The following is a 23,508-nucleotide window of genomic DNA, read 5'->3' as shown; positions in this document are numbered from 1 at the left end:
CCCCTGCCCCATCCGCATCAGAACGTCAGCCGTTCGATGTTCTGCAGCACCAACTGGTGATGGTTCTGGTCCTCCAGCGTGACCGTCGTCTCCTGGTTGAAGGTCAGCCCGTGGCCCGACGGGTCGAGGGTGTAGCCATGCCCGTCCAGCTGCTGCAGCCAGTTGGCACCGGCATTGGCGACGAAGCCGCCGACCTCCACCACATCGGTCCAGCCCGTGCCGCCGTCGATGGTCAGGTTGCCGGCGCGCGGGGCGAAGATGAACAGATCGTCGCCGTCACCGCCCGACATGCTGGTGGTGCCACTGCCGGCATGCAGGATGTCGGCGCCGCTGCCGCCGGTCATCGTGGTGCCGGTGGCGACCTGCACCTGCAGCGCCAGCGGGTCGCTGGACAGCCCCTGGTCGTCGCTGACCATCACCTCCAGCGTCCGGGCTCCGCCGCCGTTGGGAGACAGGGCCAGGTGGTGGAGGATGTCGGTGTAGGTCGCGGTGGAGGCGGTGCCGGCCAGCGACAGCCGGTGGGTGCCGTCGTCCCAGCTCACCTCGATCCCGGTGCCCGACACCGTCCTGCGGCCGGTGGACGGATCGGTGTCGATGGCCAGGCTGTCGAGGTTCAGCCGGTCGCCAGTCTGCGAACCGGCGGAAATGCGGATCGACATGCCGGACATGACGCTGCTGTCGACATCCGCGATCGTCGCGTCGGCGGCCACCGCCGGGTGGTCGGCGGCATCGGCGGCGATGACCGTGGTCGTATGGCCGGCGGCCAGCGTCGGCTTGTCGTTCACCGGATCGACCGTCACCGTCAGCGCCTGGGTCACCGTCGCGGTGCTGCTCCCGTCCTGGGTGGTCGCGGTGACCGACAGGGTGACCGTGCCGTTCGCGTCGGCCGGCGGGGTGTAGGTCAGGCCGGCCAGATCCGAGGCGCCCAGGCTCCAGCTGCCGTCGGCATTGTGGGTGCCGTGGTTCAGGCTGGCGCCCGCCGGCATCCCGGTGATCCGCACCGTCACCGTCTCCGACCCGTCGGCATCGGTCGAGGCGGCGGTGATCGCCAGCGGGATCGCCGTGTCCTCCGTCCCATGGGCGGCCGGCGTGCCCAGGGTCGGCGCGTCGGCGACCGGCGTCACCGTCACCGCCAGCGAGCGGGACACGCTCGCCGGGGCCGCGGTCCCGTCGGTCGAGGTGGCGGTGACCGACAGGGTGAAGCTGCTGCCGCTGTCATGGGGCGGCGTGATCGCGAGGCCGGCCAGCTGCCCGGATGCGAGCGTGATCGAACCGTTGACGATGGTCAGCGTGTCGCCCGCCGCATTCGACAGGGCGGCGCCGGTCGGGATGTTGCCGATCGTGAGGCTCAGCGTCTCGGACGGGTCGGTCAGGGCGGGGTTGATCGACAGGGCGACCGTGCCGTCCTCCAGGACCGCGGCGGGATCGACCTGAAGCGTGGGCGTGTCGGACACCGGATGGACCGTGACCGGCAGCTGCGCCACCACGGAAGCCGGGGCGGCACCGCCGTCGGTGGAGGTCGCGGTGACGGTCAGGGTGAAGTCGCCGTCGTCGTTCTGCGGCGGCGTGATCTTGAGGCCGGCAAGCTGGGCCGCGGTCAGGGTGACGGCGCCGTTGGTGACGGTCAGCGTTCCATTGGCGGTGTTGCTGAGCCGCGCCCCGGCAGGGATGCCGGCGATGGTGATGCTCAGCACCTCCGAACTGTCGGTCAACGCCGACGTGATAGCCAGCGGGATCGCCGTATCCTCGTCGCCCGCCGCCGGAGCCACGGTCAAGGTCGGGGCGTCGGATACCGGGTTGACCGTCACCGGCAGCGTCCGGGTCACGGAGACCGGAGCGGCGGTGCCATCCTGCGCCGTCGCGGTGACGGTCAGGGTGAAGTCGGCATCACTGTCGTGCGGCGGCGTGACCTTCAGGCCGGCGAGCTGGCCTGGGGTCAGGGTGATGCTGCCGCCGCTGACCGTCAGGGTGTCGTTGGCACCGTTGGTCAGGCTGGCTCCGGTCGGAATGCCGCTGATGGTGATGCTCAGAGTTTCCGACCCGTCCAGATCGGTCAGGGCCGGGGTGACCGTCAGCGCGATGGCGGTGTCTTCGTTGCCGGTGGCCGCGGTCACCGCCAGGGTCGGCGTGTCGGTCACCGGGTTGACGGCGACGTGCAGCGTCCCGGTCGCCGTCGCGGCCGGCGCGCTGCCGTCCTTGGCGATGGCGGTGACGGTGAGGCTGAAATCGACGTCGCTGTTGTGCGGCGGCGTGATCGTCAGGCCGGTCAACTGGGCTTTGGTCAGCGTCCAGGTGGTGGTGCCGTCCTGCTCGGTGACCGACGTGCCGGCGCTGAGCGTCGCCCCGGCCGGAACCCCGGAGATGGCGATCGTCAGCGTCTCCGAGCCGTCGGTGTCGGCCAACGCGGGATTGATCGTCAGCGGGATCGCCGTGTCTTCGTTGCCGGCCGCAGCACTCACGGAGAGCGTCGGCGTATCGGACACCGGGTTGATCGTCACCGGCAGCGTCCGGGTCACCGAAACCGGAGCGGCGGCGCCATCCCGCGCCGTCGCGGTGACGGTCAGGGTGAAGTCGGCATCACTGTCGTGCGGCGGCGTGACCTTCAGGCCGGCGAGCTGGCCCGGGGTCAGGGTGATGCTGCCGCCGCTGACCGTCAGGGCGTCGCCGGCACCGTTGGTCAGGCTGGCTCCGGTCGGAATGCCGGAGATGGTGATGCTCAGCGTTTCCGACCCGTCGGTATCCGTCAGGGCCGGGGTGATCGACAGCGCGATGGCCGTATCCTCGTCGCCGGTGGCGGCCGAGACCGTCAGCGTCGGCGTGTCGGTCACCGGGGCGACGGTGACGAGCAGCGGCGCGCTGGCGGTCGCCGCAGCGGCGGTGCCGTCCTTGGCGATCGCCGTGACGGTCAGGGTGAAGTCGGCGTCGCTGTTGGCCGGCGGGGTGATCGCCAGACCGGTCCATTGCCCGGCCGCCAGCGTGATGGAGCCGCCGGAGACGGTCAGCACGTCGCCCGCCGCGTTGGACAGGTGGGCGCCGGCGGGGATGCCGCTGATGGTGACGGTCAGCGTCTCCGAGCCGTCGGTGTCGGTCAGCGCCGGGGTGATGGTCAGCGCGATGGACGTGTCTTCGTTGCCGCTCGCCGCGGTCACCGCCAGGGTCGGGGTATCCGAAACCGCGTTCAGGGTGATCGGCACGGTGACGACCCTGGTCGCCGTGCTGCCGTTGGATTCGAAGCTGACGGCGGTGACGGTCAGGGTGATCGGCGCGTCGCTGTCGGCCGGCGGCGTCAGCTTCAGGCCGCCGAGCTGGTCCGGCGTCAGGGTCCAGCTGCCGTCGGCATTGCGGGTGCCGGCCGACAGCAGCGCCCCCGCCGGCACGCCGGCGATCGTCACCAGCCCGAGCCGCTCCGACCCGTCGGTGTCGTACAGCGCCACCGACAGGTTCAACGGCAGAACTATGTCCTCCGTCCCGTTCAGGGGCGCCCAGGTGACGATGGGCTGGTCGGCGACCGGATCGACGCTGACCCGGAACAGCTGGCTGGTGGTGGCGGAGAGGCCGGTGGCCGTCTCCGTCGTCGTCGCGGTCAGGGTCAGGTTGAAGTCGTTGCCGGCGTTGAGCGGCGGCAGAAGCTTCAGCCCGCTGAGCTGTGCCGCGGTCAGGGCGACCGAGCCGCCGGTGGGGGTGAGGGTGTTGCCGTTCGCATCCACCAGCAGCGCGCCGGCAGGCAGGCCGGACAGGACGACGGTCATCGTCTCCGAGCCGTCGGTGTCGACCAGGGCCGCCCTCAGGTTCAGCGCGATCAGCGTGTCCTCGCTGCCCGAGGCGTTGGCGACGATGACGGTGGGCGCGTCGGTGACCGGCGTCACCGTCACATGGATGTTGGCGCTGGTGCTCGCCATGTCCCGGTTGGAGCTTTCCAGGCTGGTCGCGGTCAGCGTCAGGTCCATGCCGCCGGAATAGTTGCGCGGCGGCGTGACGGTCAGGCCGGACAGCTCCGCCGGCTTCAGCGTCCAGGACCCGTCGCCGTTGTTGGAGCCGTGGTTCAGCACCGCGCCGGCCGGCAGGCCGGACAGGATGATCGCCATCGACTCCGACCCGTCGGTGTCGACGAGGCCGGCCGACAGGGTCAGGGCGATCGGCGTGTCCTCCGCCCCCGTCGCATCATGCACCGTGACGGCGGGCGCATCGGCGACGGCGGTGTAGGTGACCGAGAAGGTCTTGGTCGACCAGGCCGGCGCCGCGGTGCCGTCCTGCGACGCCGCCTGCACCGTCAGCGTCACCGTGCCGGCATAGTTGGCCGGCGCCGTCAGCGTCAGGGCCGCGCGGTCGGCGGCGGACAGGCCGGTGAGATCGTAGACGCCGTTGCCGAGCGCCGTGCCGCCCGACAGGGTGAAGCCGGCCGGCACCGTCACCTTCAGGGCGGTGATCACCTCGCCGGTGCCGACCAGATCGGTGACCGCGGCGTCGATCGACAGGCTGGCGGCCTGGTCTTCGAGCGCCGTCGCGGAATGGACGGAAATGGCGGGCGCGTCGCTGACCGGCGCCACCTCGACGTTCAGCGTCCTGGTGGTGGTCGCCCGGTCGGCGTTGCTGCTTTCCCGCGAGACCGCGGTCACCGTCAGCTGGATGGTGCCGCTGGCGTCATGGGGCGGCGTGAATTTCAGCCCGGCGAGCTGGCCGGGGGTCAGCAGCCAGCGGCCGGTGGTGGAGTCGAGATAGCCGGCCGACAGCGAGGCGCCGGCCGGCAGCCCGTCGATGACGATGCTGGCCAGGGTCTCCGACCCGTCGGTGTCGGCCAGCGCGGCGGTGATGTTCAGCGCGATGGACGTGTCCTCGTCGCCGGAAGCCGGCTGCACGGTCAGCAGCGGGCTGTCGGCGACGGCGGTGACGGTCACGTCCTGGGTCAGCGTGGTGTGGGCGTTGCTGCTGCCCGACACCACGTCGATGGTGATCCTGAAATCGGCGTCGCTGTTGGCCGGCGGCGTCAGCGTCAGGCCGGCCAGCTGCGCCTTGGTCAGCGTGATCGAGCCGCCGGTGACGGTCAGCGTGTCGCCGGCGGTGTTGGTCAGGCCGGCGCCGGTCGGGATACCCGACAGCGTGACGGTGGACACGCCCTGCCAGTTCGCCAGGCCGTCCGTGAGGCCGAGCGCGACCGCCGTATCCTCGGCAGTGGTCACGGCATGCGGCCGGTCGCTGCCGACGCTGGGATCCAGCGGAATCGGGGGCGGAGGCGGCGGCGGGGGCGGAGGGGGTGGCGGCGGAGGCGGGCTGGTGCCGCCGCCGTTGTTTCCGCCGCCGGGATCGGTCGAGCCGCCGCCGGAGGAGGCCGTGGTGGTCCAGCTCAGCACGAAGCTGTCGGACACGCTGGTGTTGCGGTCGCCCTCGCTTTCGATGCTGTAGGGGTTGACCGTCAGCATGAGGCTGGCGGTGTCGGCGCTGCCGGCCACGCTGTGGGTGATGCCGGTGGCGTTGGCGTCCTTGACGGTCAGCTTCAGGCCGCCTTCGGCCAGCGCCGCGGCGTAGTCGTCGGCGGTCAGCGTCCAGGTGCCGTTGCCGTTGTCGAGGCCGCGCGACAGCACCGTGCCCTTGGGCACGCCGCGGATGGTGACCGCCAGCTTTTCCGACCCGTCGGTGTCCTGGAGGAAGGCGTTCAGGTTCAGCACCATGCCGTCCGGCACGCCGGCCGTCGACTGGTCGTCGACATGGTAGGGGACTGCCGAACCGTCGGCGGCATGCGACACCGGCGCGTCGGCGACGGCGGTGACGACGACCGTCGGGGTGTAGGTCCTGGTCAGGCTGTCGCTGCCGTCGGTGACCGTCACCTTGACGGTGATGGTGAAGTCGTTGGCATTGTTGGCCGGCACGATCAGTCGCAGGCCGCCGAGCTTGGCCGGGTCGACCGTCCAGCTGCCGTCATGGTTGTCGGTCAGCGCGCCGGCGATCGTGCTGGTCAGCGTCGCCCAGGCCGGCAGGCCGGAGATGACGATCGCGGAGATCTGCTCCGAATGGTCGATGTCGCTGGTCAGCGCCGAGATGGTCAGCGGGATGCCGCCGGCGGCGTCCTCCAGCGCGCTGGCGCCGATGGAGACGATGGGCTCGTCCGCCTTGGCATCGACGGTGACCGTCAGGTCGCGGGTGTCCTTCAGCGTCCCGCCGGAGGTCACGCCGTTCACGGTGATGATCGGCGCGCCGTTGCTGTCGGTGGTGATGACGTCGACCTTCAGCGTGACCGTTCCGGCGAAGTCCTGCCTGGTCGTCAGGGTCAGTTCGTTGCGGTAGTCGACATCGACCGACCAGCGGCCGTTGCCGAGATAGACCAGCCCGCTCTCGTGTCCCGGCGCCAGCGACAGCCAGGAGCCCGACGGCAGGTTGCTGACCACCAGCGACAGGCGCTCCGAACCGTCGTTGTCGACCATCACCAGATCGCCGAGGCGCAGGTTGATCGCCGTGTCCTCGTCGCCACGGGCGCCGAGCGGGCCGTTCGGCGTCACGACGTCAGCGACGCCCTGCACGTCGACATGGACGGTCACCGCCGCCGCGTCGGCGAAGGAGCCGTTGGAACCTTCCGTCGCCCGCGCGGTGAAGGTCAGGTTGAAGGCGGTGTTGGAATTGGACGGCGGGGTGATGGTGAGCCCACTCAGGTCGGCCTGGGTCAGCACCCATTTGCCCAGGCCGGCATCATAGTGGCCGTGGTTCAGCGTGGCCCCCGCCGGAACGCCGCCGACCAGGATGCTGAGGCTCTCCGAGCCGTCGCGGTCGGTCAATGCTGCGACCACCGACAGCGGGATGGCGGTGTCCTCGCGCCCGACCGCGTCAGAGGCCGACAGGACCGGGGTGTCGGCGACGGCGTTGACCGTCACCGCGAAGGATTGCGGGGCCGAGGTGGCGGTGGTCCTGCCCTCCACCGAGGTGGCGGTGACGGTCAGCGTCACCGTGCCGGAATAATTGGACGGCGGGTTGAAGGTGAGGCCGGACAGCTGCGCCGGGGTCAGGGTCCAGCTGCCGTCGGCGTTGTGGATGCCGGCCGACAGGCTCGCCCCCTCCGGCACGCCGGTGATGGTGATGTGGTCCAGCGTCTCCCCCGTCAGGTCGGACAGCCGGGCGTCGATGGACAGCGCGATGGCGGTGTCCTCGTTGCCGGCTGCCGGCGGCAGGGTGACGATGGGGGCGTCGGCCACGCCGGTGACGGTGATCGACAGGGATGCCGGGCTGGAGGTGGCGGTCGAGCCGTTCTCCCGCTCCACCGAGGTCGCGGTGACGCTGAGCGTGATGGTGCCGGAGAAGTCGTGCGGCGGGGTCAGGCGCAGGCTCGCCAGATCGGCCGCATTGACCTTCCAGGTGGTGCTGCCGTCGCTCTGGGTGCCGAGCATGGTGCCGACGGACAGGGTGGCGCCGTCCGGCACGCCGGAAATGGTGACGTAGCCGATGCTCTCCGACCCGTCGGTGTCGGTCAGCGCCGGGGTGATCCTCAGCGCGACCGAGGTGTCCTCGTTCGTCGCGGCGGCGGCGGCGGTCACGGTCGGCGCGTCGGCCACCGCGTCGACGGTGATGGTGCCGGTCGCCGTCTGCACCAGGTGCGACGCGTTGGCGCCGCTGCCGTCGACGGTTCCGACCTTCAGGGTATAGGTGAGGTCGGCGTCGGAGTCGTGCAGGGTGACGACGCTCAGGCCCTGCACCGTCCAGGCGCCGGCCGTGCCGCCGGCCGCGGCCAGCGCCGAGGTCGGGATCGTCCAGCTGTAGTTGCCCGAGGCGTCGGGGCCGCTGCGCGTCAGCTCGACGCCGTTCAGGTACAGCTTGGCGCCGGCAACGTCCTGCTGCGACGCCGCCATGGTCAGGGTGACGCTTTCGACCTTTTCCGGGCTGGCGGCATCGACGTCGCTCAGCGTGATGGTCGGGGCGAGCGGGATGCCGCCGGCCGCGTCCTCGTTGCCGCGGGCGTTCAGCGTGGTGATCTGGAAGGGGTCGGCGACCGGGGCCACCGTGATCGTCTGCACCGCGGTGGAGGTGCCGCCATAGGCGTCGGTCACTGTGAAGGTGAAGGTCTCGGTGCCGCTGAAATCGGCGTCGGGGGTGTAGGTGAAGCTGCCGTCGGCCCTCACCACCAGCGTGCCGTGCGACAGGCGGACCGCCTCGCCGTCGTTGCCCGGCCCCTTGAAGGTCAGGCTGTCGTCGGTGCGTCCGTTGAGGGTGTCCTGGTCGGTGGCGACGAGGCGGCTGGTGACCGCATGGTCCTCGTTGGTTACCGTGGTGGCGACGGTGGCGGTGGGAGCATAGTTCAGCGCCTCGCGTACGGTGACCGGCCGGCCGTCGACGTAGAGTTCCAGCTTCTCGAAATCCACCACCTTCAGGCCGAGCGCCGTCAGGGTGGCGGCGCTTCCGGTGGAAGTGTCGGCGGTTGCGGCGTTCGGCTTGGCCGCCGCCGCTTCGATCTGGTCGCGCAGGGTGCGCAGGTCAGCCAGGATCGCCGGCGTGGAGAGCTGGGCCGCGGTCAGCATGACCCGGAAGGTATCGATACCGGTGTCGCCGTCCTGCAGTTCGGGATTGGCCGCGGTGCCGCCGTCGGTGCCGACGGTGAAGATCGACAGGTCGTCGCCCGCCCCACCGAAGACGGTGTCGGCACCGCCGCCGCCGGAGATGGTGTCGCTGCCGGCGCCGCCGATCAGGATGTTGGCGCCGCCGTCGCCGGTGATGACGTCGTCGAAGGCGGAGCCGGTGACGTTCTCCAGGTTGCGCAGGACGTCGGTGCCCTCGCCGGTGCCGATGCCGGTCGCGAGGTTGGCGTTCACCGCCGTGGCGGAGTCGGCGTAGGTCACCGTGTCGTTGCCGAGGCCGCCGTCGATGGTGTCGTTGCCGGGGCCGCCGGCCAGCAGGTCGTTGTCGGCGCCGCCGTCCAGGCTGTCGTCGCCCGAACCGCCGCGCAGGGTGTCGGCGCCGGCACCGCCGAAGATGGTGTCGTTGCCGGCGCCGCCGTCGAGGCTGTCGTTGCCCTGCGGCGTGTTCTGGAAGGTGATCGTCAGCGTCTTGGGCGTGCTGGTGGCGGTGCTGGCATTCTCCTGCTCCACCGTGGTGGCGGTGACGGAGAGGTTGATGGTGCCGTTGCCGGCGCCTTCCCTGGCAGTCAGGGTCAAACCGGCGAGCTCGGCCTTGGTCAGCGTCCAGGTGGTGGTGCCGTCCGCTTGCGTGACCGAGGTGCCGGCGCTGAGCGTCGCACCGGCCGGCACGCCGGCGATCGTCACCTTGGAGATCGATTCCGACCCGTCGACGTCGGACAGGGCGGCGGTGATGGTCAGCGCCCGGGTGAAGAGGCCGGTGCCGTCGCCATAGATCACGTCGTCGCCGTCACCGCCGCTGATCGTGTCGTTGCCGGCGCCGCCCGACAGCGTGTCGTTGCCGGCCGTGCCGGTCAGCGTGTCGCTCTGCCCGACGGCGAGGTCGTAGGTGATCGGGGTGACGGTGACGATCGGCGCATCGGCGACCGCGGCGACGGTCACGGCCAGGGTCTGGCTGACCGACACCGGGGAGGCGACGCCGTCCTTGGCGGTGGCGGTGACCGTCAACGTGAAGTCGACGTCGCTGTCGTGCTTCGGCGTGATGGTCAGTCCGCTCAGCTGAGCCTTGGTCAGCGTCCAGGTGGTGGTGCCGTCCGCTTGCGTGACCGAGGTGCCGGCGCTGAGCGTCGCGCCGGCCGGAACCCCGGCGATGGTGATCGTCAGCGTCTCGGAGCCGTCGGTGTCGGTCAGGGCGGAATTGATCGTCAGCGGAATCGCCGTGTCTTCGTTGCCCGTCGCTGCGCTCACGGAGAGCGTCGGCGTGTCGGTCACCGGGTTGACGGTGACCAGCAGCGGCGCGCTGGTGGTGGCTGCCGTGGCGGTGCCGTCCTTGGCGATGGCAGTGACGGTCAGGGTGAAATCGACGTCGCTGTTGGCCGGCGGCGTGATCTTCAGGCCGGCAAGCTGGTCCGGCGTCAGCGTGATCGAGCCGCCGGTGACGGTCAGCGTGCCGTTCAGGCTGTTGGCGAGGACGGCGCCGGTGGGGATCCCGGTGATGCGGACGGTCAGCGTCTCCGACCCGTCGGTGTCGGTCAGCGCCGGGGTGATGGACAGCGGGATCGCGGTGTCCTCGTCGCCCGTCGCGGCCGTGACGCTCAGCGTCGGGGTATCGGAGACGGGATTGACCGTCACCGCCAGGGTCTGGCTCACCGACACCGGAGCGGCGACGCCGTCCTTGGCGGTTGCCGTCACCGTAAGATTGAAGTCGACGTCGCTGTTGGTGGGCGGAGTGATCTTCAGGCCGGTCAACTGGGTCTTGGTCAGCGTCCAGGTGGTGGTGCCGTCGGACTGGGTGACCGAGGTGCCGGCGCTGAGCCTTGCACCGGCCGGGACCCCGGCGATGGTGATCGTCAGCGTCTCCGACCCGTCCGTGTCGGTCAGGGCGGAATTGATCGTCAGCGGAATGGCGGTGTCTTCGTTGCCCGTCGCCGCGGAGACCGTCAGCGTCGGGGTATCGGTCACCGGGTTGACGGTGACCAGCAGCGGCGCGCTGGTGGTTGCCGCCGTGGCGGTGCCGTCCTTGGCGATGGCGGTGACGGTCAGGGTGAAATCGACGTCGCTGTTGGCCGGCGGCGTGATCTTGAGGCCGGCAAGCTGGTCCGGCGTCAGCGTGATCGAGCCGTTGCTGACGGTCAGCGTGCCGTTCAGGCTGTTGGCGAGGACCGCGCCGGTGGGAATGCCGGTGATGGTGACGGTCAGCGTCTCCGAACCGTCGGTATCGGTCAGGGCCGGGGTGATCGTCAGCGGGATCGCGGTATCCTCGTCGCCCGTCGCGGCCGTGACACTCAACGTCGGCGTATCGGAGACGGGATTGACCGTCACCGCCAGGGTCTGGCTGACCGATACCGGCGCGGCGACGCCGTCCTTGGCGGTGGCGGTGACCGTCAGGGTGAAGTCGACGTCGCTGTCGTGTTTCGGCGTAATGGTCAGGCCGACGAGCTGGGCCTTGGTCAGCGTCCAGGTGGAAGTGCCGTCCGCTTGCGTCACCGAGGTGCCGGCGCTGAGCGTCGCGCCGGCGGGGACGCCAGCGATGGTGATGCTCAGCGTCTCCGACCCGTCGGTGTCGGTCAGCGCCGAGCCGATCGTCAGCGGGATGGCCGTGTCTTCGTTGCCCGTCGCCGCGCTCACGGAGAGCGTCGGCGTGTCGGTCACCGGATCGACCGTCACGGCGAGGGTCTGGCTGACCGATACCGGGGAGGCGACGCCGTCCTTGGCGGTAGCGGTGACCGTCAGAGTGAAATCGACGTCGCTGTTGGCCGGCGGCGTGATCGTCAGGCCGGCGAGCTGGGCCTTGGTCAGCGTCCAGGTGGTGGTGCCGTCTGCTTGCGTGACCGAGGTCCCGGCGCTGAGCGTCGCGCCGGCCGGGACCCCGGCGATGGTGATCGTCAGCGTCTCCGACCCGTCGGTGTCGGTCAGCGCCGGAGTGATCGTCAGCGGGATCGCGCTGTCTTCGTTGCCGCTGGCGGCGGAGACCGTGAGCGTCGGCGTATCGGTCACCGGGTTGACGGCTACCAGCAGCGGCGCGGTGGTGGTCGCCGCTGTCGCGGTGCCATCCTTGGCGATGGCAGTGACGGTCAGGGTGAAGTCGACATCGCTGTTGGCCGGCGGGGTGATTTTCAGGCCGGCAAGCTGGTCCGGTGTCAGCGTGATCGAGCCGTTGGTGACGGTCAGCGTGCCGTTGAGAGTATTGGCGAGGACGGCGCCGGTGGGAATCCCGGCGATGGTGATCGTCAGTGTCTCCGATCCGTCGGTGTCGGTCAGCGCCGGGGTGATCGTCAGCGGGATCGCGCTGTCTTCGTTGCCCGTCGCCGCGCTCACGGAGAGCGTCGGCGTATCGGTGACCGGGTTGACCGTCACGGCGAGCGTCTGGCTGACCGACACTGGGGCGGCCACACCGTCCTTGGCGGTTGCCGTCACCGTGAGATTGAAATCGACGTCGCTGTTGGCCGGCGGCGTAACGGTCAGGCCGGTGAGCTGGCCCGGCGTCAACGTCCAGGTGGTGGTGCCGTCTGCTTGCGTCACCGAGGTGCCGGCGCTGAGCGTCGCACCGGCGGGAACGCCGGCGATGGTGATGCTCAGCGTCTCCGACCCATCCGTGTCGGTCAGCGCCGGGGTAATCGTCAGCGGGATCGCACTGTCTTCGTTGCCGGTGGCGGCCTGCACGCTCAACGTCGGCGTATCAGTGACCGGGTTGACCGTCACCGCTAGCGTCTGGCTGACGGAGACCGGGGCCGCGACGCCGTCCTTGGCGGTGGCCGTCACCGTCAGGGTGAAGTCGATGTCGCTGTTGGCAGGCGGCGTGACGGTCAGGCCGGTGAGCTGGCCCGGCGTCAGCGTCCAGGTGGTGGTGCCGTCTGCTTGCGTGACCGCAGTCCCGGCGCTGAGCGTCGCGCCGGCGGGAACCCCGGCGATGGTGATGCTCAGCGTCTCCGACCCATCCGTGTCGGTCAGGGCCGGGCTGATCGTCAGCGGGATCGCACTGTCTTCGTTGCCCGTCGCAGCACTCACGGAGAGCGTCGGGGTGTCGGTCACCGGATTGACGGTAACCAGCAGCGGTGCGCTGGTGGTCGCCGCCGTGGCGGTACCGTCCTTGGCGATGGCCGTAACAGTGAGGGTGAAGTCGACGTCGCTGTTGGCCGGCGGCGTGATCGTCAGGCCGGTCAGTTGGCCCGGCGTCAGCGTCCAGGTGGTGGTCCCGTCCGGCTGGGTCACCGAAGTACCGGCACTGAGCGTCGCACCGGCGGGAACCCCGGCGATGGTGATGCTCAGTGTCTCCGACCCGTCGGTGTCGGTCAGGGCCGGGCTGATCGTCAGCGGAATGGCGGTGTCTTCGTTGCCCGTCGCGGCCGAGGCCGTCAGCGTCGGCGTGTCGGTGACCGGGTTGACCGTCACGGCCAGCGTCTGGCTGACCGACACCGGAGCGGCCACGCCATCCTTGGCGGTGGCGGTGACCGTGAGATTGAAGTCGACGTCGCTGTTGGCCGGCGGCGTGATCGTCAGGCCGGTCAATTGGCCCGGCGTCAGCGTCCAGGTGGTGGTGCCGTCTGCTTGCGTCACCGCAGTCCCGGCGCTGAGCGTCGCACCGGCGGGAACCCCGGCGATGGTGATGCTCAGTGTCTCCGACCCATCCGTGTCGGTCAGGGCCGGGCTGATCGTCAGCGGGATCGCACTGTCTTCGTTGCCCGTCGCAGCACTCACGGAGAGCGTCGGGGTGTCGGTCACCGGATTGACGGTAACCAGCAGCGGTGCGCTGGTGGTCGCCGCCGTGGCGGTACCGTCCTTGGCGATGGCCGTAACAGTGAGGGTGAAGTCGACGTCGCTGTTGGCAGGCGGCGTGATGGTCAGGCCGGTCAACTGGCCCGGCGTCAACGTCCAGGTGGTGGTGCCATCCGGCTGGGTGACCGAAGTGCCGGCACTAAGCGTGGCGCCGGCCGGAACCCCGGCGATGGTGACGCTCAGCGTCTCCGACCCATCCGTGTCGGTCAGCGCCGGGTTGATCGTCAGCGGGATTGCCGCGTCTTCGTTGCCGCTGGCGGCGGAGATCGTCAGCGTCGGCGTGTCGGACACTGGGTTGACGGAAACCAGCAGAGGAGCGCTGGTGGTGGCCGCCGCCGCAGTGCCATCCTTGGCGATTGCGGTAACGGTCAGCGTGAAGTCGACGTCACTGTTGGCCGGCGGGGTGATGGTGAGGCCAGTGAGCTGGCCCGGCGTCAGCGTCCAGGTCGTCGTGCCGTCCGGCTGGGTCACCGAGGTGCCGGCACTGAGCGTCGCACCCGCCGGAACCCCGGCGATGGTGATGCTCAGCGTCTCCGACCCGTCGGTGTCGGTCAGCGCCGGGGTGATCGTCAGCGGAATGGCGGTGTCTTCGTTGCCCGTCGCCGCGCTCACGGAGAGCGTCGGCGTATCGGTCACCGGGTTGACGGTCACGGCGAGCGTCTGGCTGACCGACACCGGGGCGGCCACGCCATCCTTGGCGGTGGCCGTCACCGTCAGGGTGAAGTCGACGTCGCTGTTTGCCGGCGGCGTGATGGTCAGGCCAGTCAACTGGCCCGGCGTCAGGGTCCAGGTCGTGGTGCCGTCCGGCTGGGTCACCGAGGTGCCGGCGCTGAGCGTCGCGCCGGCCGGAACACCGGCGATGGTGATGCTCAGCGTCTCCGACCCATCGGTGTCGGTCAGGGCCGGGTTGATCGCCAGCGGGATCGCGGTGTCTTCATTGCCAGTGGCGGCAGTGACACTCAGCGTCGGGGTGTCGGTCACCGGGTTGACGGTCACGAGCAGAGGCGCGCTGGTGGTCGCCGCCGCCGCGGTGCCATCCTTGGCGATGGCGGTGACCGTCAGCGTGAAGTCGACGTCACTGTTGGCCGGCGGCGTGATGGTCAGGCCGGTCAACTGGCCCGGCGTCAGGGTCCAGCTGGTGGTGCCATCCGGCTGGGTGACCGACGTGCCAGCGCTGAGCGTCGCACCGGCGGGAACCCCGGCGATGGTGATGCTCAGCGTCTCCGACCCATCCGTGTCGGTCAGAGCCGGGTTGATCGTCAGCGGAATGGCGCTGTCTTCGTTGCCCGTCGCCGCGGAGACCGTCAGCGTCGGCGTGTCGGAAACGGGATTGACCGTCACGGCCAGCGTCTGGCTGACCGACACCGGAGCGGCCACGCCATCCTTGGCGGTGGCAGTGACCGTCAGCGTGAAGTCGAGGTCGCTGTTGGCGGGGGGAGTGATCGTCAGACCGGTCAACTGGCCCGGGGTCAGGGTCCAGGTCGTGGTGCCGTCTGCTTGCGTCACCGAGGTGCCGGCGCTGAGCGTGGCGCCCGCCGGAACGCCGGCAATGGTGATGCTCAGCGTCTCCGACCCATCCGTGTCGGTCAGCGCCGGGTTGATCGTCAGCGGGATCGCACTGTCTTCGTTGCCGCTGGCGGCGGAGACCGTCAGCGTCGGCGTGTCGGTGACCGGGTTGACCGTCACGGCGAGCGTCTGACTGACGGAGACCGGCGCGGCAACGCCGTCCTTGGCGGTTGCAGTGACGGTCAGAGTGAAGTCGACGTCGCTGTTGGACGGCGGCGTGATGGTCAGGCCGGTGAGCTGGCCTGGCGTCAGCGTCCAGGTGGTCGTGCCATCCGGCTGGGTGACCGAGGTGCCGGCACTGAGCGTCGCACCGGCCGGAACCCCGGCAATGGTGATGCTCAGCGTCTCGGAGCCATCCGTGTCGGTCAGCGCCGGGTTGATCGTCAGCGGGATCGCACTGTCTTCGTTGCCCGTCGCGGCCGAGACCGTCAACGTCGGGGTATCGGTCACCGGGTTGACCGTCACGGCCAGCGTCTGGCTGACCGACACCGGAGTGGTCACGCCGTCCTTGGCGGTTGCCGTCACCGTGAGATTGAAGTCGACGTCGCTGTTGGACGGCGGCGTGATCGTCAGGCCGGTGAGCTGGCCCGGCGTCAGCGTCCAGGTGGTGGTGCCGTCTGCTTGCGTCACCGAAGTACCGGCGCTGAGCGTCGCGCCGGCGGGAACGCCGGCAATCGTGATGCTCAGCGTCTCCGAGCCATCCGTGTCGGTCAGAGCCGGGTTGATCGTCAGCGGAATGGCGCTGTCTTCGTTGCCCGTCGCGGCCGAGACCGTCAGCGTCGGCGTGTCGGTCACCGGGTTGACCGTCACGGCCAGTATCTGGCTGACCGACACCGGAGCGGCCACGCCATCCTTGGCGGTGGCGGTGACCGTGAGATTGAAGTCGACGTCGCTGTTGGCCGGCGGCGTGATCGTCAGGCCGGTCAATTGGCCCGGCGTCAGCGTCCAGGTGGTGGTGCCGTCTGCTTGCGTCACCGAAGTACCGGCATTGAGCGTCGCACCAGCCGGAACCCCGGCGATGGTGATGCTCAGCGTCTCCGACCCATCCGTGTCGGTCAGCGCCGGGCTGATCGTCAGCGGGATCGCACTGTCTTCGTTGCCCGTCGCAGCACTCACGGAGAGCGTCGGGGTGTCGGTCACCGGATTGACGGTAACCAGCAGCGGTGCGCTGGTGGTCGCCGCCGTGGCGGTACCGTCCTTGGCGATGGCCGTAACAGTGAGGGTGAAGTCGATGTCGCTGTTGGCCGGCGGCGTGACGGTCAGCCCAGTCAGTTGGCCCGGCGTCAGCGTCCAGGTGGTGGTGCCATCCGCTTGCGTCACGGACGTGCCGGCACTGAGCGTCGCACCCGCCGGAACCCCGGCGATGGTGATGCTCAGCGTCTCCGACCCGTCGGTGTCGGTCAGCGCCGGAGTGATCGTCAGCGGGATTGCACTGTCTTCGTTGCCGGTGGCAGCGGAGACCGAAAGCGTCGGCGTGTCGGACACCGGGTTGACCGTCACGGCGAGCGTCTGGCTGACCGATACCGGAGCGGCCACGCCATCCTTGGCAGTGGCAGTGACCGTCAGCGTGAAGTCGACGTCGCTGTTGGCCGGCGGGGTGATCGTCAGACCGCTCAATTGGCCCGGCGTCAGCGTCCAAGTGGTGGTGCCATCCGGCTGGGTCACCGAGGTGCCGGCGCTGAGCGTCGCGCCGGCCGGGACCCCGGCGATGGTGATGCTCAGCGTCTCCGACCCATCCGTGTCGGTCAGAGCCGGGTTGATCGTCAGCGGAATGGCGCTGTCTTCGTTGCCGGCGGCGGCAGTGACACTCAGCGTCGGCGTGTCGGTGACCGGGTTGACGGTCACGAGCAGAGGCGCGCTGGTGGTCGCCGCCGCCGCAGTACCATCCTTGGCGATGGCGGTGACCGTCAGCGTGAAGTCGAGGTCGCTGTTGGCGGGGGGAGTGATCGTCAGGCCGGTCAACTGGCCCGGCGTCAGCGTCCAGGTCGTGGTGCCGTCCGGCTGGGTGACCGACGTGCCAGCGCTGAGCGTCGCACCGGCGGGAACCCCGGCGATGGTGATACTCAGCGTCTCGGAACCGTCGGTGTCGGTCAGGGCCGGGTTGATCGCCAGCGGAATGGCGCTGTCTTCGTTGCCGGTAGCAGCGGAGACCGAAAGCGTCGGCGTGTCGGAAACGGGATTGACCGTCACGGCGAGGGTCTGGCTGACCGACACCGGTGCGGCAACACCGTCCTTGGCCGTTGCGGTAACCGTCAGGTTGAAGTCGGCGTCGCTGTCATGCTTCGGCGTGATGGTCAGGCCGGTGAGCTGGCCCGGCGTCAGGGTCCAGGTCGTGGTCCCGTCCGGCTGCGTCACCGAAGTACCGGCATTGAGCGTGGCACCGGCCGGAACACCGGCGATGGTGATGCTCAACGTCTCGGAGCCATCGGTGTCGGTCAGCGCCGGGCTGATGGACAGCGGGATCGCCGTGTCTTCGTTGCCGGCCGCAGCACTCACGGAGAGCGTCGGCGTGTCGGTCACCGGGTTGACCGTCACCGCCAGCGTCTGGCTGACCGACACCGGAGCAGCCACGCCGTCCCTGGCGGTGGCCGTCACCGTCAGATTGAAATCGACGTCGCTGTTTGCCGGCGGGGTGATCGCCAAGCCGGTCAGTTGGCCAGGCGTCAGCGTCCAGGTCGTGGTGCCGTCTGCTTGCGTGACCGCAGTCCCGGCGCTGAGCGTCGCGCCGGCGGGAACGCCGGCAATCGTGATGCTCAGCGTCTCCGACCCGTCGGTGTCGGTCAGCGCCGGATCGATCGTCAGCGGAATGGCGCCGTCTTCGTTGCCCGTCGCTGCAGCGACGCTCAACGTCGGGGTGTCGGTCACCGGATTCACGCTAACGACCAGCGGCATGCTGGTGCTGGCCGGAGCGGCGCTGCCGTCCCGGCTGGTCGCCGTGACCGTCAGGGTGAAATCGGCGTCGCTGTTGGCCGGCGGCGTGATCGCCAGACCGGCCAGCTGGCCCGGCGTCAGGGTGATCGAGCCGCCGGAGATGGCCAGCACCTCGCCGGCGGCGTTGGTCAGCACCGCACCCGCCGGGATGCCGCCGATGGTGACCGTCAGCGTCTCCGACCCGTCCGTATCGGTCAGCGCCGGGTCGATGGTCAGCGGGATCGCCGTGTCCTCGGCCCCGGTGACCGCGGCGACGCCGAGCGTCGGGGTGTCGGACACCGGATTGACGGTGACCGGCAAGGTGGCGGTGACGCTGTTGGGAGCGGCGCTGCCGTCGGCGCTGGTGGCCGTCACGGTCAGGGCGAAGCTGTCGCCGCCGTTGGGCGGCGGGGTCAGCGTCAGGCCGGAGATCTGCGAGGAGGTCAGCACGACGCTGCCGTTCACCACCGCCAGCACCGTGCCGGACCCGTCGCGCAGCACCGCCCCGTCGGGAATGCCGGACAGGGTGACGCTCAGCACCTCCGTCCCGCCGGTGTCGGTGAGGGCGGCGGTGATGTTCAGGGCGATGGCGGTGTCCTCGTCGCCCGAAACGCCGTTCACCGTCAGGTTCGGCCTGTCGGACACCGGCGCCTGCGGCGTGGCGGGGCCAACGCCCGCCACGGCTGCCTGATTGATGAGGAACGGATCGGCATTCGGAACCGTGCCGTCGTCGATCACCTGCTCGGGCGTATCGGGTACGGGAATGTCCGGCTGCGGGATGGCGAGTTCGGTGAAGCTGGTGGTCGTGCGGGCATTGGACAGCAGTTCCGCCGTGCCGCCGGCGGCATCGCGGCGCTCCCCGTCCGACGGGCCGGAGCCCTCGGGACCGGACGGCCCGGACCCCCGGGTCCCTTGCGTGCGCAGGACATCGCCATCCAGCAGCAGCGCGTTCAACGAACGGTCAGTGTTGACGCCTACCGCTTCCCCGACGACGCTGCTGGTCTGGACGGCGCCGCCGATCATCAGACCTTCGCTGCCGCGATAGTCGGTCTGGACGTAACCCAGCGTGTCGTCCGGCCGTTGCAACTGCACGGCACTCGCCTCATGGATGACGCCGCCCAGCCGGGTCCCGTCGACCTGCTGCAGGAGGGTGAGATCGTCCAGGATCTGACGATCGTCGACCGCCGGGACTTTCCCCTGAACCGCTTCCTCAGCCATCGGACCGCTCCATAAGTCGGGTGCAGAGTCGCACCGCGCCACTCGTCACGACCCTAGGTTCTAGCGCTCCAACTTGCTTGTGATAAGAAACTTCCTGTGATGAGTTTCAACAGCTTGGATGGCGCCTGCATCCTGGGGCCGTTCGGCCGCGATCACCCGAACCTCACGAAACCCCCTCGAAATTTATGGCTTATTACCTCTTTTGCGCAGATTCGGACGGGTAGCCCGTTGAAAGCTTTGTCACATGGTTGCCTTTTGTTGCTATTCGCGGATTTACCTATCACTAGCAATTATGCTGTTGATTATCTGATCGGTTAATCCTGTGTACAGGTCAGTCCCCTTGTCGTCCGCAGCCCCGCCCAATTCCCGCACCATACCGCCCGCCGAATCGGCGGCGGCCTCCGTCGACCGCGACCGCGCGGCCGAAAAGGCGGCACGGCGTCTGCTGTCCGGCATGCTGGGGCCGCGCCGGGACCGGGCGATGCTGATCCTGGCGTCCTTCGCGCTGAACATCTTCGGGCTGGCGCTGCCGGTCACGCTGCTGCACGTCTACGACCGCATCCTGCCGAACGAATCCTACGGCACCATGCTCCTGCTCGGCATCGGCTGCGGGGCGGCGGCGGTGATGGAGGCGATCCTGCGGGTGGCGCGCTCGGCGCTGACCACCTGGATGGGCGCCCGGATCGAACACCAGTCGAGCGCGTCGCTGATCGACCGGCTGATGCACATGCCGCTGAACACCTTCTCGCAGCAGGGCATCGGCACCCATTTCGAGGTCTACCGCGCCATCAAGCTGGTGCGCGAATTCTACTCGGGCCAGGCGCTGCAATCCGCCATCGACATCCCCTTCGCCGTCCTCTACCTGGGGCTGATCGCCCTGCTCGCCGGCTGGCTGGCGGCGATCCCGGTGGCGGTGCTGGGGCTGTTCCTGGTGCTGGCCGCCGTGCTGGGCCGGCGGATGCGCCGCGCCCTGGAAAGCCGCCACACGCTGGAGGAGAGGCGCCTCAACTTCATCAGCGAGGTGCTGGGCGGCGTCCATACCGTGAAGGGCCTGGGGGCCGAGGCCGGCCTGCTGCGCCGCCACGAGCGCCTGCAGCAGGGCTGCAGCGAGGAGGACTTCACCGTCGCCCGGCTCAGCGGCTCCGCCTCGGTGGTCGCCGGCACGCTGGCGCAGGCGACGATGATGCTGGTGGTCCTCATCGGCAGCGTTTCGGTGATCGACGGGGCGATGACCACCGGCGTGCTCACCGCCTGCTCGATGCTCGCCGGGCGCTGCGTGCAGCCGGTCCAGGCGCTGTTCGACCGCTGGGTGCGCTACCAGTCGGTGTCGCTGGCGCTGCGCCGCATCGGCCATGTCCTGCTGGAGGTCGGATCGGACGGCGCCGCGCCGCAAGGCGAGACCGGGACCGGGACCGAGGCCCCGACCGGCGGGGCGGTCGCCACGCCGCTGGCCCCCGGCTCGATCGAGATGGACAAGGTCCGCTTCGCCTACGACCGCGGCCCGGAGATCCTGAACGAGCTGTCGCTGAGCGTCGGGCCGGGCGAGTTCCTGGGCGTGGTGGCGACCAACAGTTCGGGCAAGACGACCCTATTGCGCCTGATCCTGGGCGTACTGCGGCCGACCGCCGGCGAGGTCCGGGTCGGCGTGCGCACCCTGGCCGATGCCGACGCCATGATCGGCATCGGCGGCGTCGTCTATGTCGGCGAGCATCCGGAGCTGTTCAAAGGCACCATCCTGCAGAATCTGACCCTGTTCGATCCCGGCCGGGCCGACCTGGCGATGGAGGTCTGCCGGCGCCTCGGCCTCGACCGCCGGATCGCCAGCCTGCCGCAGGGCTATGAGACCATCGTCGGCGACGCCTCGCAGGAAGCGCTGCCGCGCGGCGCCCGCCAGATGATCTGCCTTGCCCGCGCGCTGGTCCGCGAACCGGCTGTCCTGCTGCTGGACGAGCCGAACTCCTCCCTCGACGTCGAATCCGACAACGCCTTCCGCCGTACGCTGGACGAGCTGCGCGGCACCGTCACCATCCTGCTGGTCAGCAGCCGCCCGTCGCTGCTGTCGCTGGCCGACCGGGTCGTGCAGATCGTCGACGGCCGCGCGGTCACCCGCAATGCCGGCGCCGAGGGCGCCGGCGGGCAGCCGACCCTGATCGCCACCTCCGCCGCGCCCGCGGCCGATGCGGAGACCAAGCGGGAGTCCGGGCCGGCTTCCGAGCCGATCCGCGCCGCCCACGACGACGCCGACATCCTGCGCCGCCGGCTGGCGGAAGCGTCGGAGGTCGGCGCCTGCATGGTCCCGCTGCTCGACGCGCTCGGCTGGCGCGGCGCCCCGCAGACGCTGGCGGAGGCCCTGCCCCATTTCTCCGAGGTGCAGACGGTGGAGGAGCTGTGCGACGTCTTCCAGCGCCTGCATTTCGACGGGCGCAGCCTGCGCTTCGACCTCGCGCGGCCGGAGGCGTCGCTGCTGCCCTGCCTGTTCCGCGGGCGCGACGGCGGCATCTACACACTGCTGTCCGCCGATGCCGACGGCGTCACCGCCTTCAGCGGCAGCGCCCGCGAGACGGTGACGCTGAATTTCGGCAAGGGGACGGCCTACGCCTTCACGCCGCTGGAGACGGCGGCCGGCGCCGGCAACCAGAACTGGGTCGGCACGGTCATCCACGGCTATCTGCCGCTGCTGTGGTCGGTGCTGGGCCTGAGCGCCGTCATCAACCTGCTGTCGGTCGCCGCCCCGCTCTTCACCATGGCGGTCTACGACAAGGTCATCGGCACCGGATCCTTCGACACGCTGGCGACCATCGCCGTCGGCGCCGGGCTGGTGATCGCCGGCGATTTCGCCCTGCGCCAGATCCGCGGCCGGGCGCTGGCCCATGCCGGGTCGCGCATCGCCCGCACCATCAGCAACGCCACCATCGAACGCATCCTGATGCTGCCGGTCGGGATGAGCGAGCGCGCCGCCATCGGCACGCAGATCGCCCGGGTGAAGGATCTGGAGTCGATCCGCGACTTCATCAGCCAGGGGCAGGTCGCGGCGCTGTTCGACGTGCCCTTCGCCCTGCTCTACCTGGGCGTGATGGGAATACTGGGCGGGCCGCTGGCCCTGGTGCCGCTGGCCGCGGTGCTGGTGACCGCGGCGATCGGCGCCGCCGTCCACCCGCTGGTGCGCGCCCGCACCGGCACCACGGCGCGCGCCGACACCGAGCGCCAGGAATTCTTCGTCGAGATGGTCGCCAAGATGCCGGCGCTGCGCGCCATCGGCGGGCTGGCCCACTGGCGCGACCGCTACGACCGGCTGTCGGCCCGCACCGCCCGCTCGGGCCACACCGCCGCCAACCTGTCGGCGACCCACGCGGCGCTGGCCGGGCTGGTGGTGCCGATCGCCGGGCTGGCCACCGTCGGCGTCGGCGCCCTGCAGGTCTTCGCCGGGGCCATGACGCCCGGTGCGCTGATGGCGTCGATGATGCTGCTGTGGCGGGTGATGGTGCCGTTGCAGACCGCCGTGTCGATGCTGCCGCGCATCGAGCAGCTGCGTGCCAACGCCCGCCAGATCAACGGCCTGATGAGCATCCGGCCGGAGCGCGAGCCGCGCTGCGCCACCCTGCAGCCGCGCAAGCTGAAGGGCGAGGTCTCCCTCTCCCGCGTCTCGCTGCGCTATCGCAACGATGCCGATCCGGCGCTGGTCGGCGTGAGCTTCACCGTCAAGCCGGGGCAGATCGTCGCCATCGTCGGCCCGGACGGCGCCGGCAAGTCGTCGCTGCTGAAGGTGATGCTGGGGCTCTACGCCCCGCAGGCCGGCAACGTGCGCGTCGACGGCGTCGACATCCGCCAGATGGACCCGGTCGACCTGCGCAAGTCCATCGGCTACGTGCCGCAGGCGAGTTCCCTGTTCTACGGCACCATCGCCCAGAACCTGCGCTTCGCCGACCAGACCGCCGACCTGTCCGAATTGCGCTGGGCGCTGTCGCTGGCCGGCGCGCTGGACGAGGTGGAGGCGCTGCCGCGCGGGCTGGACACCCGCATCGGCGACAACCAGTCGCTGCGGCTGTCGCCCAGCCTGACGCAGAAGATCTGCCTGGCCCGCGCCTATATCCGCCGGCCGCGCATCCTGCTGCTGGACGAGCCGGCCAGCCGGCTGGACTTCGAGGGCGACAAGGCGCTGCAGGCGGCGCTGGCGGCGCTGCGCGGGCACAGCACCATCTTCCTGGTCACCCACCGGCCGAGCCACCTGACGCTGGCCGACACCGTGCTGACGATGGACGCCGGCATGATCGCCCCCGCCCCGCCGGCCGGCAGCCTTCCCGGCCCCCGGCCGGTCGGGCCGGGCGGCGGTTCCGGTTCGGGAGGCGGCAACAGCGTCGCCAACGGCATCGCCGGGGCGCTGCTCGGCGGGATCGGGCTGCAGCGCCCGCCCGGCGTCGCGGCGACGCCGCAGCGCTGACCGGTTCCGCTCCGTCCTTCCCGATCCTCCCCTTCCGATTTCCGTGTGAAC

At 70.1% G+C, this 23,508-nt stretch carries 2 protein-coding genes; one reads left to right on the top strand and one right to left on the bottom strand.

Annotated features, from left to right (window positions below):
* Positions 1 to 17: 17 nt before the first annotated feature.
* Complete coding sequence (locus tag JHL17_RS35860; RefSeq protein ID WP_200199443.1) at positions 18 to 19,019, bottom strand: beta strand repeat-containing protein; 19,002 nt, start codon at positions 19,017 to 19,019, stop codon at positions 18 to 20.
* Between the two features lie 340 nt (positions 19,020 to 19,359).
* Between JHL17_RS35860 and JHL17_RS35855 the strand changes: the two genes are divergently transcribed.
* Entirely contained in the window at positions 19,360 to 23,457 is a 4,098-nt protein-coding gene (locus JHL17_RS35855; protein WP_247894069.1) for a peptidase domain-containing ABC transporter, read from the top strand.
* Positions 23,458 to 23,508: the final 51 nt, after the last annotated feature.

It is taken from the genome of Azospirillum endophyticum, assembly GCF_016595245.1.
In the GTDB taxonomy this organism is placed as follows: Bacteria; Pseudomonadota; Alphaproteobacteria; order Azospirillales; family Azospirillaceae; genus Azospirillum; species Azospirillum endophyticum.
The sequence above is the reverse complement of the archived record's forward strand: the minus strand, read 5'-3'. Positions and strand labels throughout refer to the sequence as shown.

Excerpts from the sequence above, each read along its gene's own strand:
- JHL17_RS35860 (WP_200199443.1), bottom strand. The coding sequence starts at position 19,019 with ATGGCTGAGGAAGCGGTTCAGGGGAAAGTCCCGGCGGTCGACGATCGT.